Source organism: Malonomonas rubra (assembly GCF_003247215.1).
Taxonomy (GTDB): domain Bacteria; phylum Desulfobacterota; class Desulfuromonadia; order Desulfuromonadales; family Geopsychrobacteraceae; genus Malonomonas; species Malonomonas rubra_A.
In genome coordinates, this window is the sequence record NZ_QKAP01000057.1 from 15984 (window position 1) to 31123 (window position 15140).

General features: G+C 53.3%; 13 protein-coding genes and 1 riboswitch. Of the genes, 7 read left to right on the forward strand and 6 right to left on the reverse strand.

Annotated features, from left to right (window positions below; all coding sequences use genetic code 11):
• Positions 1-24: 24 nt before the first annotated feature.
• Complete coding sequence (gluQRS, locus tag Q7J88_RS05435; RefSeq protein WP_303721138.1) at positions 25-954, reverse strand: tRNA glutamyl-Q(34) synthetase GluQRS; 930 nt, start codon at positions 952-954, stop codon at positions 25-27.
• Between the two features lie 162 nt (positions 955-1116).
• Here gluQRS and Q7J88_RS05440 point away from each other — a divergent pair, with 162 nt between their 5' ends.
• Positions 1117-1551 carry an Rrf2 family transcriptional regulator gene (locus tag Q7J88_RS05440; RefSeq protein WP_303721139.1) on the forward strand — a complete coding sequence of 145 codons (435 nt, stop codon included), beginning with the start codon at positions 1117-1119 and terminating at the stop codon, positions 1549-1551.
• Positions 1552-1759: 208 nt separating this feature from the next.
• Here Q7J88_RS05440 and Q7J88_RS05445 read toward each other — a convergent pair whose 3' ends face one another.
• On the reverse strand, positions 1760-2974 hold the full coding sequence (locus Q7J88_RS05445) for an ammonium transporter (protein WP_303721140.1): 1215 nt from the start codon (positions 2972-2974) through the stop codon (positions 1760-1762).
• Positions 2975-3297: 323 nt separating this feature from the next.
• Here Q7J88_RS05445 and Q7J88_RS05450 point away from each other — a divergent pair, with 323 nt between their 5' ends.
• Both Q7J88_RS05450 and Q7J88_RS05455 read left to right on the forward strand, forming a co-directional pair.
• Positions 3298-5721, forward strand: coding sequence for a methyl-accepting chemotaxis protein (locus Q7J88_RS05450; protein WP_303721141.1), 2424 nt, complete (start codon positions 3298-3300; stop codon positions 5719-5721).
• A 51-nt stretch (positions 5722-5772) separates the two neighbouring features.
• Positions 5773-5900: riboswitch (SAM riboswitch) on the forward strand.
• 96 nt (positions 5901-5996) lie between these two features.
• Positions 5997-7103, forward strand: coding sequence for a homoserine O-acetyltransferase (locus Q7J88_RS05455; protein WP_303721142.1), 1107 nt, complete (start codon positions 5997-5999; stop codon positions 7101-7103).
• Between the two features lie 27 nt (positions 7104-7130).
• On the opposite strand, the gene Q7J88_RS05460 is transcribed toward Q7J88_RS05455, so the two are convergent.
• On the reverse strand, positions 7131-7301 hold the full coding sequence (locus tag Q7J88_RS05460; protein ID WP_303721143.1) for a hypothetical protein: 171 nt from the start codon (positions 7299-7301) through the stop codon (positions 7131-7133).
• Positions 7302-7442: 141 nt separating this feature from the next.
• On the opposite strand from Q7J88_RS05460, the gene Q7J88_RS05465 reads away from it, so the two are divergent.
• The gene (locus tag Q7J88_RS05465; protein WP_303721144.1) at positions 7443-8246 is read left to right on the forward strand and encodes a GPMC system MBL fold metallohydrolase; all 804 of its coding nucleotides are present in this window, start codon (positions 7443-7445) and stop codon (positions 8244-8246) included.
• 75 nt (positions 8247-8321) lie between these two features.
• On the opposite strand, the gene Q7J88_RS05470 is transcribed toward Q7J88_RS05465, so the two are convergent.
• Positions 8322-8660, reverse strand: coding sequence for a hypothetical protein (locus Q7J88_RS05470; RefSeq protein ID WP_303721145.1), 339 nt, complete (start codon positions 8658-8660; stop codon positions 8322-8324).
• A gap of 34 nt (positions 8661-8694) precedes the next feature.
• Between Q7J88_RS05470 and Q7J88_RS05475 the strand changes: the two genes are divergently transcribed.
• Together Q7J88_RS05475 and fusA are read left to right on the forward strand one after the other, a co-directional pair.
• Entirely contained in the window at positions 8695-8826 is a 132-nt protein-coding gene (locus Q7J88_RS05475; protein WP_303721146.1) for a hypothetical protein, read from the forward strand.
• 90 nt (positions 8827-8916) lie between these two features.
• On the forward strand, positions 8917-10983 hold the full coding sequence (gene fusA, locus Q7J88_RS05480) for an elongation factor G (RefSeq protein ID WP_303721147.1): 2067 nt from the start codon (positions 8917-8919) through the stop codon (positions 10981-10983).
• Positions 10984-11234: 251 nt separating this feature from the next.
• Here the strand turns inward: fusA and Q7J88_RS05485 are convergent, their stop codons facing one another.
• Positions 11235-12869 carry an ABC-F family ATP-binding cassette domain-containing protein gene (locus Q7J88_RS05485; RefSeq protein ID WP_303721148.1) on the reverse strand — a complete coding sequence of 545 codons (1635 nt, stop codon included), beginning with the start codon at positions 12867-12869 and terminating at the stop codon, positions 11235-11237.
• Between the two features lie 133 nt (positions 12870-13002).
• Positions 13003-14331, reverse strand: a complete 1329-nt coding sequence (locus Q7J88_RS05490) for an anaerobic C4-dicarboxylate transporter (RefSeq protein ID WP_303721149.1) — start codon at positions 14329-14331, stop codon at positions 13003-13005.
• Between the two features lie 284 nt (positions 14332-14615).
• Between Q7J88_RS05490 and Q7J88_RS05495 the strand changes: the two genes are divergently transcribed.
• A partial coding sequence (locus tag Q7J88_RS05495) for a PocR ligand-binding domain-containing protein (RefSeq protein WP_303721150.1) occupies positions 14616-15140 on the forward strand: 525 nt, incomplete at its 3' end.

Sequence of the window (15140 nt, forward strand, 5' to 3'; positions counted from 1 at the left end):
TAACTGGCCAATGGTTACAAGTTTTCAACTCCCAAACGCAGGAACCAGTTGCTGTTCTTTGGTTACTGCTGACGGGGAAAAATGCTCCATTCCCCAAGCCAGTTGTTCAGAAACATCGGCTTGCGCCAAATCCTTCGGGGGAGACTGTCCCAGAAACTGCAACGCCGCCCAAAGTGCCTGCTGCCTGTTCTCCATCGTGATTATTGCTGCGGCACCATGTCGCTTGCTCAGTTTCTGTCGATCGTCGCCCAAAGCCAACGGTAGATGATAATAAACCGGCAGCGGCTGCTGCAAGCACCGATAAAGATAAGCTTGCCGAGGAGTGGAAGAAAGCAGATCGGCCCCGCGAACCACCTGGTTGACGCTGGAATCGATATCATCAACCACGACAGCAAGCTGATAGGCGAAGAGTCCATCCGCCCGTTGCAAAATGAAATCGCCAACCTCGCGCTGCAGGTTCTGGTGTAACTCACCGAAGATCAGGTCTCGCCAACGAATTTCTTCATCCGGAACACGTAGCCGCAAAGCTCGTTCCTGGCGGCAGCCGACCACTCCTTGCCGGCAAGTGCCTGGATAGATCGGACCATCCTCCCCCGAATGGGGCGCACTGGCAATTAACTCGCGCCGTGTGCAGCTGCAAGGGAACAGCAAATGGTTTTGCTGCAAATTGGCGAGAACTTCGCGGTAGCGCTCTGACCGCTGACTTTGATAGAGAACCTCGCCATCCCATTCGAAACCAAATAGATCTAAAGATCTGAGAATATCATCCGCCGAACCGGGGATGACCCGTGGCGGGTCGAGGTCTTCGATGCGCAGCAGCCACTGTCCTCCAGTCTGTTTGGCCAATAGGTAACTGCCCAACGCTGCGACAAGAGAACCAAAGTGAAGCGGTCCGGTCGGACTGGGGGCAAAACGCCCAATAACAGGAAGCGATTTTTTCTTTTCAAGTTCCATAAATCTCTATAAATATCATCCATTTGTTTCTTCTTGAATGATGCGGGTGAAACAAACCAGTGTCAAGTGCCCAAATTTTGATCGTAACCATCAACTACTAATTGACAAGCATCCAGCTTCCGTGTATCTCTTACTTAATAAGTTAGCATTGGAGGTATATCAGTGGTTATTACTCGAGCAACGGAATACGCTATTAGAACGATCATCTATCTGGCCAAACAGCCAAGAAACGAGATCGTTCTCAAAAAGGATATCTGCCGCACTCAGAATGTTACTCCTGCATTTCTGACCAAAATCCTGCAACCGCTGATTAAGGTGGGAATCGTTAGTTCGCAACGTGGTGTCGGTGGTGGTTTTCTGTTAGCAAAAGACCCGGAAGAGATCAACTTGCTCGATATTCTTCAAGCGGAAGAAGGGGAACTGAACCTGAACCACTGTCTGGTTGATGATGATGTCTGTGAGCGAGACAAGCACTGCAGCGCCCACGAAGTCTGGCAGGAGGCCCAGAATGAAATGATCAAGGTGCTTTGCAGGCACAGTATTGCCGACCTAGTCAAAATAGAAAAAGTGAAGGTTGAGAGCCTGGGATTAGGCTGAACCTCTCAACACCACCGACTTATATCGACAAAAGAGGCTGCGGAAAAACCGCAGCCTCTTTTCATCTTCAGCCAAAAAATACCCTGGAGACCAGGAGGGATAAGGTCGCCAGGGCAAAGCAGGAGGCTGCCACTGCCTCCTGTAATCTTGTTCTTTGCTCCCAGTTTACAGCCCGATTCCGAGCTGTCAAATTCCCCGCCAATTAATTTCATCTAACATTCTCTTCAGGGTAGGCGTCAATACGATGAATGCTCAGGTCCGGGCCTTTGAACTCCCGCTCTTCATCTAGGCGGAAGCCACTGACCATGTCAATCAGTTTATAGACCACGAAGGCGGTGACAACAGCATAAACAACCGCGAGCAGGCTGCCAACCAGCTGCGATATAAAGGAAACCCCGCCCATCCCACCAAAGGCGGTCGAACCGAAAATACCGGCCGCGATCCCGCCCCAAGTGCCAACCACACCGTGTAGCGGCCAGACCCCGAGGACATCATCAATCTTCAGCTTTTCCTGTTCAATCTGGAAGCCGAAGACAAAGATCAGTGCGCCGATGCCACCGGTAAAAAAGGCGCCGATCGGATGGACTAGGTCGGAACCGGCACAGATGGCGATCAAACCGGCTAAGGCACCGTTATGGACAAAACCTGGGTCGTTCCTACTCGCAACTAGGGCAAAGAGCACGCCACCAACCATCGCCAGCAGCGAATTAACAGCCACCAAGCCGGAAATTCCTCCCAGATTCTGCGCACTCATGACGTTGAAGCCGAACCAGCCAACCGCAAGAATCCAGCTTCCTAAGGCAAGAAACGGAATATTGCTGATCGGGATCGCCTGACTTCGACCACGCACCCAACGCCCCATGCGGGGCCCGAGAATGATGACTGCGGGTAGTGCCAGCCAGCCACCGAGTGAATGTACGACAACACTTCCGGCAAAATCGTGGAACTGGGCACCGAAGTTTTTTTCGAAAAAGCCCTGCAACCCTGCACTGTTCTGTCCCCAGATGATCGATTCAAAAATCGGATAGGAAATACCGGCAAAAATCGCCCCTGCAAAAACCTGCGGCCAAAATTTGGCGCGTTCGGCGATCCCTCCGGAAATAATCGCCGGAATACAGGCCGCGAAGCACAGCAGAAAAAAGAAGCGAACCAGTTCGTAGCCTTGATTGCCCCCCATCAGCTCCGCTGCAGGTACCAGAAAATAAACACCGTAGGAAATTGGATAACCGATCAGGAAGTAGACGATGGTCGAAACCGACCAGTCGGAGAGAATTTTTACAAAAGCGTTTACTTGACTCTTGCGGCGAACTGTACCGACTTCGAGAAAAGCGAATCCGGCATGCATGGCGAAAACCATGACCGCGCCTAGTAACAAAAACAATACATCCCCACCATGCTGTAGGGCAGCAAGTGATGCTTCCATCAGAAAGACCTCCTCGTCTTCTATGTATTAAGTCGACATCGTTGTGCAACGGGGAGGGTGTAGATACAATTGCCGTGCCGTTTCGCAAGACACTTAAAAACAGCGGGTTTCCTCAAGAACCGGTGGAACTTGTGCCGCCTTTTTCATCACCGCTGCCCAATATTTAAACAGGCTCGAAAAACTGACTCTTTTTCATGCCGATAACAGGCAAGGGTAACTTGCATGTTATCCATTAACGATATAAAATCTTAAAGTTTGCATATGAGCATTCTAATTCCATTCGATTTTATAAGTTCGTTAAGTCTTCAGTTTAAGAGGCATTAATGCAAAAAACTATCAGCATCCGCTGGAAAATTCTGATCGGCCTGCTATCTTTGGCGATCCTCCCGATGCTATTGCTTACCTACTTGTTTTCCGACATCTCCAGCAGTCAAATCAAAGATCAGATCGAGCTAACTGCTGACCAGGCTGGACGCTACATCATGCAAGGGGCATCACAGAAAGAAGATGAATTGCAAGAAGCGCTTGAATTCCTCGCGTACGACGACGAATTTCTCAATGCCATTTATTTCGGCCAGCTGACGGGAGAATCGGAACAGCTCAATACTTTGATAAAACACAGTCTTAATCAGTTCAGTTTTGACCGCTTGGAGCTTGTTCTTACTGACGGTCATCGGCATCAGTTGGCCATTGACTCCAAAAGTGGCGAGCCGATTATTATAGAAAATCCGGACAACGCTAAGTCTAGTTTACAAAAGAAAAGCGGCACGCAGATCATCATCACCCAAAACAGTCTCAGCATAACCGCTACAGTGCCGGTTAATTTCAAAGGTGAACTGATCGGCAACCTGCGCGCATACCACACAATCGGCAACCAGTTCACCCACAATCTTCAGGAAATGACCGGCGTCGATATTGCTTTCCACGATGGCGAGAAAGTTGTTGTCACCAGCCTCGATGAACTGAAGAACAAGCCTCTGAATCTGGATAAAATCCTTGATGAAGACGCGGTCCCGATGAAAATAAACAAACACTCCTACATGGTCTACAACTACCCGTTAAACCATGCTACTGCCGGCTTTCTTGTCGCCATCGACAGCTCCTCGATCCAGGCCGCTAAAAGCTCTTTGCGCGAGACCCTAGTGCTGATCGTCGCCGGTGTCATGGCGCTGGCCATCATCCTCGGCATCTTCATTTCCAGCAGTATTGCCAGGCCTCTCGATACCGTAGTTAAGAATCTGCAGGACATCGCAGATGGCGAAGGCAATCTGACCCAAAAGCTGACCATTTCTTCTAACGATGAAATCGGCGCACTGGCGAGCAACTTCAACCTGTTCGTTGAAAGACTGAAAGGGATTGTCGCCAATACGCGCAAAACCTACTCCGGACTCCTTGAAGCAACCAGCCTGATCCGTAACCGCTCGAGTGAAGTCAGTCAGGCCGCAGACCAGCAGACCAAAGCGCTGGAACGAGCCCACCAGCGAATCACCCAAATCGGCAACACTTCAAGTGAGATTGCCGATAGCGTTTCCAACCTGGTTGCCTCGGTCCAGGAGAGCGCTGCCGCTACTCACGAGTTGGAATCGACGACGCAAAGTATCTCCGAACAGATGGAAAATCTTTTCGGCATAATCAGTGATATTTCCAGCTCGATCCACCAGCTCTCTTCTTCCAACGAGCAGATCGACGGGAACATTATCGAATTATCGAATAACGCACGCGAAACCTCCAAATCGGCGGAAGAGCTTGATCACGCCACAACCACCATCGAGAAAAGCGCCGAACGAACCAGCAAACTCGCACAGCAGGCGGCTGCCGATGCCCTAGAAGGGAAAGCGGCCGTTCAGGAAACGATTCATGGCATCAGTGAACTCGAAAAGGTCATGGAACAGTCATACACGGCGATTCAGGATCTCGGCGAACGCTCCGACGCCATCGGCAACATTATCAACGTGATTGCCGAAGTTGCCGATCAGACCAACCTGCTCGCCCTGAATGCCGCCATCATTGCGGCTCAGGCCGGCGAACACGGCCAAGGCTTTGCCGTTGTCGCCGAAGAAATCCGCAACCTCGCTGAGCGGACCTCTGTTTCGACCAAAGAAATTGCGGAAATCATCGAAAACCTGCAACAGGGTACCAAGACGGCTATCCGGACCATCGAAGCAGGAACCTTGCGCGCACAACAGGAAGTGGCGCGCTCAGCGACCACCGGCAAAGCCCTGGAGAAACTGCATGAAAGCTCGTTGACCTCTACCGAACAGATCACCGGAATCGCCAAGCAGACACAAAAACAGTCACAGGAAAATCGAATTATCGCTCAATCGATGCTTGGCATCACCAAGATGCTCGATCAGATCGCTACCTCTATCGGCCAGCAGACCTCCAGCACCAGAAACCTGTCGAACGCCGCCGAGTCGATGAAAAACATTGCCGGCCGAGTCAAAAGCAGCACCGCTGAACAGACCCGCGGCAGCCAGCAGATCGCCCAGAGCATGGAGCATATCCAGCAGATGATCGAGCGAATCGATAGCGCAACCCGCGGGCAGAACGAAATGAGCGCCGAAGTGGTCGCCTCAGTCGCCATGGTTAGAAGGATTGCCGAAGAAAATGCAGGTCGTGCCAGTGGGATGGACGTCATCGTTGAAAATCTGCTGGAACATACCGAACTACTCAAGCAGGAGATGGGCGCCTTCAGGATCGAGGAGGCAAAGCCAGAAACGGAGCCAGCCCCCAGCAGTTCCGATTGACAATGCCGGATGAGTAAGCTAGAGTCGCCGCACAAGTAAAATAGAATAACGTCTTTATCCAGAGTGGTGGAGGGAAGAGGCCCTGTGAAGCCACGGCAACCGGTCAGTTAGTGCAAAAGCTAACAGGCGTCTGGTGCCAATTCCTGCCCATTGGGACATGCCCCAGGGACAGATGAGGACGGAGCCAGGATACAGCAATTCAAGTATCTTACAGGCCCTTTCCCCATTTGCCGGGAAAGGGCTTTTTTGGTCTTTAAGTACAAAGAGGTACCCACTTGAACGATTCCGTCGGTCTGGTCAAAACAGAATTTGTCGATTTTGATTTCGAACTGCGACTCGAGAGCGGCCGCTTGCTTGGTCCGCTGACCATCGCCTTCGAACGATACGGAAAGCTCAATCAAGAGCGGACCAACGTCATCCTAGTGACCCACGCCTGGACCGGCGATGCGCATGCCGCAGGCTTTCACAATGAAGAGGAGCGCAAGCCGGGCTGGTGGGACAACATGATCGGCCCTGGCAAGGTTTTCGATACCGACAAATATTTCGTGCTCTGCAGTAACGTTATCGGCTCCTGCAAAGGTTCGACCGGCCCAACCAGTATCGATCCCCGTAATGGTCGCCCCTACCGCCTGAAATTCCCATCGTTGATGGTGCGGGATATGGTCCGTGCGCAGAAATTGCTGGTCGATCATCTCGACATTAAATCGATCCATGCCGTGGCCGGTGGTTCAATGGGTGCCATGCAGGCAATCGAGTGGGGCATCCACTACCCCGAAATGGTCCGCTCAATTGTGCCGATCGCCGGAACAGGGCGCACCTCGCCGATGGCGATCGCGCTGAATGCCTTGGCACGGCAGGCGATCTTTAACGACCCCTTATGGAAAAAAGGCAACTACAAACCGGAGCACCCTCCGGCGGACGGCTTGGCGCTGGCACGAGCGGTCGGCCATATTTCTTTTTTGTCTGACACCTCAATGAACCTCAAGTTCGGTCGCCGCTTCTCAGTACGGGACGGAATGTTTGACTTCTTTGGCAAGTTTGAGGTTGAACGCTACCTCGATTACAACGGCGGCAACTTTGTCGACCGCTTCGACACTAACTCGTTCCTCTATCTGGCCAAGGCTCTCGATCTTTACGATGTCGCCTGGGGCTTCGACTCCTTCAGCGAGGCCCTTGACCGGCTGAACTGTCCGTCTCTCTGGTTCGCTTTCAGCTCCGACTGGCTCTACACGCCACAACAGACCGAAGAGGTAGTCAACGAGTTGCAGCGGCTGAACAAACCGGTCGCCTACCATTTAATCCAGTCCAATTACGGGCACGACTCCTTCCTCGTCGAGCCGGAAAAATTTATTCCGATATTGAGGAATTTTCTTACAGAATAAGGCAGGGGAAACAGCTAGGCGGCAGGATTACTTCTTCAGTACCCCGAACAGGTCCAACTGTTGGAACTTGCACTTTTCAGATTTGAATGGCCGAGGTTGAAAACGCGGACATTCAAGCATCAGCATCGCCTCCGGCTGTTTGCAGGAACGGATACAGCGGCTGCAGAGCTTGTTTATTTCTTCTTTTTGTTCACCCATAACAATCCTTGCTGTTCCTGCGCAGTCTACTGCAGAGCAGCAGACACTGGCAAGCATGCAAATGGAATCAACTGTTGTCTCCCCCCATGACAAAATGTTAAATTATTAAAATCCTCTTCATAAATCGAATAAACAGTGAAAATGATGATTCCTGGAACACTTAATATTACCATCCTCGGTTCAGGGACCAGCACCGGCATCCCAGTGGTCGGTTGTAACTGCTCGGTCTGCCACTCTGACGATCCGCGTAACCGGAGAACCCGCTGCAGTGCACTGGTCAATCACGGACCACACAATATCCTAATAGATACCGCCACCGACCTGCGTCAGCAGGCACTGCGGGAGGATATCCGGCACATCGACGCGGTCCTCTACACGCACAGTCATGCTGATCACATGCACGGTATCGACGATCTGCGCGGTTTCAACCTTAGGCACCAGGGGGCAATTCCACTTTACGGTTCCCCCCGCACCTTGGAGCGGGTCAGGGACAATTTCAATTACATCTTCGCTGATATCGAAAATCCGGGCTACGTCCCACGCCTTAGCCTCAACCCGGTTGAAACCGAGTTCACCCTTTTCGGTCTGACGATCATCCCGGTTCCATTGCTTCACGGTGGCATGCAGGTCTTCGGCTACCGCGTTGGCCCTTTCGCCTACCTTACTGATTGCAACGGCATTCCAGTTGAATCCCTGCCGTTGCTTGAAGGTCTTGAACTGCTGGTTCTCGACGGACTCCGGTTTAAACCGCACAACACCCACTTCAACATTCCGCAAGCGGTCCAAATGGCACAAAAAATTGGCGCACGGCAAACCTTGTTAACCCACTTGAGTCATGAGGTCGATCACCCCCGCCACGATCCGCAATTGCCGGAGGGAATCAGTTTCGCTTACGACGGACAGAAGTTTGTACTAAAAATCCCGCAGCAAACCATCGCTCTGTAAGAGTAGCAGACATGATTACAGAGCTGCACCTGCATGGTCGTATCAACGTGAGTATCGAGAACTAAGCCATTGAACCTAAAAGCCCATCATCACGTTTGTGAGATTGACGGCCAACAGCCGCTCTTTTTCGCCCCAGGCAGTGACCTGATCTTTCATGACAGCAGCGTTTATCAGAACGGCAACTGCAGTGCCTTTTGCGAATACATGTTTGGAGTCGACCAAACGCTGGAGAACTAGACCTAGGAGGGAATCGTCAATCGCCTGACCCTGTTTTGCGCAAGCTATGATAACACGGGAAATCTGCATTTCAGCTCCCATAACAGCACGAGGCAAAGCTACGAGGAGGTGTTTTTCAGAGGGAAAGCGATCTACAACAACTTCTTCTTTATCGATGGCCTGAATGCCACAAACCATAGAAATGATCCTACAGAAACTGGGGCGCAGTATCATGCGGCTAACGAACCTCAATCAACGTGACGCACAGCTGATTGCAGAACTGCTCACGCATCTGACTGAGGAAGTGAACCTTTACCAGATCAACCTGGACCACCTGAATCGGCTCAGAACGAACAATGAATAATATTTTCCTTTAAAGAGCGGGAAGCTCTGCTAAAATTTATCGCTGTATAAGTTTTATGTAACTATTCCAGGCCGTTCAGGGGAGTTTTTCATGGCTGACGTCAACCGCAACCAGGTCCGCAACTTCGGCATCATCTCACATATCGATGCCGGCAAAACCACTGTGTCAGAACGTATCCTCTATTACACCGGCGAAATCCACAAAATGGGCGAAGTCCACGACGGCCTGGCAGTCATGGACTGGATGGAACAAGAGCAGGAAAGGGGTATCACCATCACTGCTTCGGCGACCTGCTGCAAGTGGAAAGACTTCACCTTCAACCTGATCGATACCCCCGGCCACATCGACTTCACCATAGAGGTTGAACGTTCGTTGCGAGCCCTCGACGGAGCAGTCGCCATCTTTAGCGCCGTCGAAGGAGTGCAGCCACAGAGCGAATCGGTTTGGCGCCAGGCCGATCACTACCGGGTGCCGCGCATCTGCCTGATCAACAAAATGGATCGGATCGGCGCCGACCATCGAGCGGTACTAATTTCGCTAATCGAGAAGCTGCACGCCAAACCGGTGCTGTTGCAGCTACCGCTTGGCTACGAGGACAACTTCCAGGGCGTCATAGATCTGATCCATGAAAAAACGATCCTGTTTGATGAGACAGATCTGGGCAAAACTTTGATCGAGGACCAGATCCCGGTCGAACTGCGCGAAGAGGCGCAAAAAGCCCGAGAAAGGATCATCGAAGCCGCCGCCGACTACGACGACAGCATCCTGAACGATTTCCTCGAAGGTGAGCCGATCGCTGGTGAACGTCTGCTGCCGGCCCTGCGGCAAGGGGTCATCGGCTGCCAAATCTCGCCGGTGTTGCTCGGCTCGGCGCTGCGCAACAAAGGGGTTCAGCCGTTGCTTGATGCAATCTGCGCGCTACTCCCTTCCCCCCTCGACACCCCGCCAGCAGAGGCCATGCGGATAGACAACCAGCAGCAGCAACAGATCGAAACCGACCCCAAAGGACCGCTTTGCGCCTTGGCATTCAAAGTCATCGCCGACGAGGGGCGCAAGCTCACCTACCTGCGACTTTATTCCGGCTGTCTCAAACCGGGTGATGTAGTTTACATCAGTCGCACTCTCAGCGAAGAAAAGGTCGCCCGGCTGTTCCGCATGCACTCACACAAACGGGAGCGGATCGATCATGCCGTGGCAGGAGACATCGTCACGGCAACCGGGTTGAAAAATGTGCTTACCGGCGACACCATCAGCCTGGCGGAAGTTCCCTTGCAGCTGGCCGGCCTAGAATACCCGGAACCGGTTGTCTCACTGGCAGTAGAACCAAAAACCATCGACGACCGCGACAAATTGCCTCCGGCGCTGGAGAAGCTGCAGTGGGAGGATCCAACCTTTCTGGTCAAGGAAGATCCGGAAACCGGCCAGACCCTGCTGACCGGGATGGGGGAGCTGCATCTAGAAGTGGTTGTACAGCGGCTGCTGGCCGATTTCGGCGTCGCCACCATCACCGGCCGACCGCAGGTTGTCTATCGAGAAACGGTGACCAAACCGAGTCAGCAGCACGAGGTTTTCGAACGGGAAATCGATGGCAAATGGCACTGCGGCGAGGTAAGCATTAACCTGAACCCGCTGGAACGTCGCAGCGGACTGCAGATTGAGATTGCACCGGAAGTCCTGGCGAGCTGGCCGGAAGAAGCCCGGGAAACCCTACGGCAGCAACTGGAAGCAGGCTGTCAATCAGGGCCGGTGGCTGGCTATCCGCTCACCGACATCAGACTGTTGCTGACCGCGGCCCCCTTCGACAGCGGGAAAACCACTAACCTAGGCATCTCTGCGGCGATCAATCGTGCGGTTTCACAAGCGCTGCAAGCCGGCAAACCGATTCTACTTGAACCTGTGATGGAACTGGAGTTGACCGCTCCGGCCGATTACACCGGGCGGGTCATGGGCAGTTTGCAACAGAAACGTGGTCAGGTGGAAGGGGTAACATCGCGGCCGGGCCAGGATGTGGTGCGTGCTACCGTGCCACTGCTGGAGATGTTCGGTTACATGACCGAGCTACGCAGTGCCACCAAAGGCCAAGGCAGCTTTACAATGGAATTTTCCCACTTCGACCAGGCCCCGCCAGAGACGTTAAAAAAGTTCGGTCTGGCGTAAATAATGCCACTCAGAATGAACAAAGCCCGCCCTGATTGAAAGGGCTTTCTCAGGCATAAGCCAGCATTCCCAAGGATGCGCTACTCTAGTATCAAGATGAAAAAAATGAGGAAACAACGCAAAAGCAACCACCAGAGCCAAGGCCCCAAAACAGGCATTCTCAAGTCAAAAGGTTCAAGCATAGCAAATTTTCGCAAGAATGGCAGTTGCGTCTTTTTTCAGGTAGTTACCTAAACAACTGACAAAAAAAATCAGACCAACCGGTGATCCCGACCGCTTTTTTCGAGGTAATACTCATAATCCCCCTCGTAGACGAGCATCGCCCCATGATCGATTTCAAACACCCGGCCGACCAGCGAGCGCAGGAAATGCCGGTCGTGGCTGACCAGCAGCAGGGTACCACTGAACTTCTGCAACGCCTCCAGCAACACCTCCCGCGCCTGGATATCGAGGTGGTTGGTCGGCTCGTCGAGGATCAGCAGGTTCAAGGGACGACCGAGCAGCGTCGCCAGCACCAGGCGCGACTTCTCACCGCCGGAGAGCTTATCGACCCTCTTGTCGACATCGTCCCCCTGAAACAGGAAGGCGGCACAGAGGTTGCGCAGCACGCCGATGGTCTGCAGCGGTAAGGCGTCCTGCACCGTCTCGAAGACGGTCTTTTTCGGATCGAGCAGTTCCATCGAATGCTGGCTGAAATAGCCAGAATGGACGTTGGCTCCGATCGTCGCGCTGCCGCCCGTCGGCTCGGTTTCTCCGGCGATGGTTTTCAGAAAAGTCGATTTCCCGGCGCCGTTGACCCCGACCACGGCGATCTTGTCGCCACGCCGCACCATTCCGGAGACACCGGAAAAAACCGGCTTTACGCCGCCATTTTCCAGCGGCCAGGTTTTGGCCAGAGCTTCAATAGCAATTACATCGTCACCGCTGCGCGGCGGTTCGGCGAACTCAAACTTGATCACCTTCTGCTCCGGCGGTAGCTCAATCCGTTCGATCTTCTCCAACTTCTTCACCCGTGACTGCACCTGCGCGGCATGAGAGGCGCGAGCCGCGAAACGGGCGATAAACTCCTCTTCCTTGGCCAGCATCTCCTGCTGCCGGTTGTAGCTGGCCACCAGCTGATCGCGGCGGATCTCCCGCTCGCGCAGGTAGAAATCGTAGTTGCCGCTGTAGCTGGTAATCGTTCCGGCGGCAACTTCGACGATGCGCTCGACCAGCCGGTTCATGAAATCGCGGTCGTGGCTGGTCATCACTACTGCGCCCTGGAACTCGGTCGCCAGCCAATTCTCCAGCCAGATGATCGACTCCACGTCCAGGTGGTTGGTCGGTTCGTCGAGCAGCAGGACATCCGGGTTGATGGTCAGAATCCGCGCCAGGGCGATGCGCATCTTCCAACCCCCGCTGAACGACTCAACCGGGCGGTCGTAGTCGTCGGGACCGATACCGAGACCGGTCAGCACCGCCTGGGCGCGGCTCTCCAGATCGTAACCACCGCGATGCTCGAACTCCTGCTGGGCATCACCGTAACGTTCCAGCAGCGTCTCCATCTCGTCATCCTCTAAAGGTTCGCACATCTGCGCTTCCATCTGCCGGATCTGTTCGCCCAGTGCGACTGTTGCTTCAGAAGCGGCAACCACCTCTTCCAGCGCGCTGCGCCCGGACATCTCTCCAACATCCTGCGAGAAGTAGCCGATTACCGTTTTCTTGCCGATACTGATCTCACCGGCATCGAGGGACTCTTCGCCGGTAATCAGGCGGAAAATGGTTGACTTGCCGGCCCCGTTCGGGCCAACCAACCCGGTGCGACTGTCGGGCAGAATCTGGAAACTGGCTTTCTTGAACAGCATCCGGTTGCCGTGCTGTTTGCTGATATCGGTCAGATGGATCATTGTCTGCTCCTGAGTGAAAAATGACAGGCTGTGGTAGCACGTTCGTCAAATGCGTTCAAGCAAAAGCCGGTCAACAAAACAAGGCCACCCGAAACGAGTGGCCTTGGATTAAATCAGCGAGGAAGTTTCTCTTCTAGCCGAGCAGCAGTATGCCGAGAGAGTAACCAACCAGCGTGGCACAGAGGACCCCGACCAAGCCGGGCACCATGAAGCTGTGGTTGAAGTACCACTTGCCGATCTTGGTGGTGCCGGTGGTATCGAAGGTGACCGTGGCAATATCGGACGGATAATTGGGGATGAAGAAGTAGCCGTAGCAGGACGGCATGATCCCGATCAGCAGCGCCGGTGACAGACCCAGTCCCAGACCGACCGGCAGCATCATGCGGCAGGTGGCAGCCTGGCTGTTGATCACGATCGAGACCACGAACATCGCCAAGGCGAAGGTCCAGGGGTAAGCGGTGACCATCTCGGTGATTCCACCTTTGAAGGCCGGCATGGCGAATTTGAAGTAGGTATCACTCATCCAGGCGATACCAAAGATGGCGATGGCGGCAACCATTCCCGACTTGAAGACGACTCCTTCAGGAACCGTGGATGCCTTGGTCTTGGTGACCAGCAGAATCACACCACCGAAAGCGAGCATCATCATCTGAATAATCACCGACATCTTGAGAGGCTTGTCACCTTCGGCCAGGGTACGGATTTCCGGAACCATGGCAATAACAACTATTACAGCCAGCGCCAAGAGGAACAGTAGCACCGAGTTACGAGCCGCCGGAGGGAGTTCCTCGTCCAACGTGGTGGCGGTGGTCTCTTCGATCCGCTTTTTCCAGACCGGATCCTGCAGACGCTTCTGGTATTCAGGATCGTCTTCCAGTTCGACTCCGCGGCGCATGCTGTAGAGCGACATTGCGAGCACGCCAAGCAGAGTGGCGGGGATCGTCACCGAGAGGATAGAAACAAGGGTGATATTCGCGTTCAAACCGGAGAGTTGAGACAGGTAGTAAACTACCGCTGCGGAAATCGGGCTGGCGGTGATCCCCATCTGCGCGGCAACCGACGAAGCAGCCATCGGCCGTTCCGGGCGGATACGGTTTTTCAGTGCCACGTCACCGATAATCGGCATAATCGAATAGACCGCATGGCCGGTACCGAGCATGAAGGTCATGGTGTAGGTAACAAACGGACCAAGGATGGTAACCATTTTCGGCTTGGAACGCAGCAACCGCTCGGCAACCTGCAGCATATATTTGAGACCGCCCGCAGCTTCAAGGATCGAGGCACAGGTGACTACCGCCAGGATAATCAGCATAACAGTGATCGGCGGGCTGGTCGGCGGCATTTTGAAAATAAACACTTCAATCGCCAGACCGATACCGGAAACGACGCCGAGGCCGATACCACCGTAGCGGCTACCGAGGTAGAGCATCAACAGCAGGAAGAGGAATTGAATATACAACATAACGAGACTCCTTTCGAAATGATGGCTTTGCCACCTTGCTTTTATAGAGACCTTAACCTTCATCTAACTAGCTGTATACAAAACGGATTTAAAAAGGATTTATTCTTTTGTGGGGATTTTGGTGATTGTGTTCACAAGGCAGGCGGGGAGGGAAAAATCCGCTCGACTTTGGCCGAAACCAAAGAAATTTATGCTAATGTTACTACTTTGACATAAAATCAGCTTTCAGCAGTTATCGGCTACTCTAGCCCAAATGGGCTGCAACAACCAACCGGCGGAAAAAGATGGACTACAGCCTCAAGGACCTTCTCGACATTCCCAAGCTACGAGAATTACTCGACTCTCTTGACGAGATTCACAGCATGTCAAGTGCGGTTATCGACACCGAAGGCAACATCCTGACTTCCAGCGCCTGGCAGGAGATCTGCACCGAATTCCATCGCCGCAACCCGGAAACGGAAAAGCAATGCATCGAAAGCAACCGCAGCATCAAGGCCGACTTGGATACACAAATTTCCCCAGTTATCTACCGCTGCCCAATGGGCCTGGACAACGCGACGCTGCCGATTGTCGTCGCCGGCAAAAATCTCGGTAACGTCTTCACCGGACAATTGTTCCTGGAACCGCCGGATGAATCCGCATTTGCCGAGCAGGCCCGCGAGTACGGTTTCGATGAAACCGAATACCTGGCGGCGATGCGCAAAGTGCCGCTTTTCAGCGAAGAGAAACTGCGCAAAAATCTGAGTTTCCTTCATAACCTCACACAAACCCTGGCCCAAAAGGGCTTGCAGCGCAAACAGCAAGAGCAG

Coding starts and splice junctions, on each gene's coding strand:
- gluQRS (WP_303721138.1), bottom strand. CDS start 954: ATGGAACTTGAAAAGAAAAAATCGCTTCCTGTTATTGGGCGTTTTGCC.
- Q7J88_RS05445 (WP_303721140.1), bottom strand. CDS start 2,974: ATGGAAGCATCACTTGCTGCCCTACAGCATGGTGGGGATGTATTGTTT.
- Q7J88_RS05450 (WP_303721141.1), top strand. CDS start 3,298: ATGCAAAAAACTATCAGCATCCGCTGGAAAATTCTGATCGGCCTGCTA.
- Q7J88_RS05460 (WP_303721143.1), bottom strand. CDS start 7,301: ATGGGTGAACAAAAAGAAGAAATAAACAAGCTCTGCAGCCGCTGTATC.
- Q7J88_RS05465 (WP_303721144.1), top strand. CDS start 7,443: ATGATGATTCCTGGAACACTTAATATTACCATCCTCGGTTCAGGGACC.
- Q7J88_RS05470 (WP_303721145.1), bottom strand. CDS start 8,660: ATGGTTTGTGGCATTCAGGCCATCGATAAAGAAGAAGTTGTTGTAGAT.
- Q7J88_RS05475 (WP_303721146.1), top strand. CDS start 8,695: ATGCGGCTAACGAACCTCAATCAACGTGACGCACAGCTGATTGCAGAA.
- fusA (WP_303721147.1), top strand. CDS start 8,917: ATGGCTGACGTCAACCGCAACCAGGTCCGCAACTTCGGCATCATCTCA.
- Q7J88_RS05485 (WP_303721148.1), bottom strand. CDS start 12,869: ATGATCCATCTGACCGATATCAGCAAACAGCACGGCAACCGGATGCTG.
- Q7J88_RS05490 (WP_303721149.1), bottom strand. CDS start 14,331: ATGTTGTATATTCAATTCCTCTTCCTGCTGTTGATGCTCTACCTCGGT.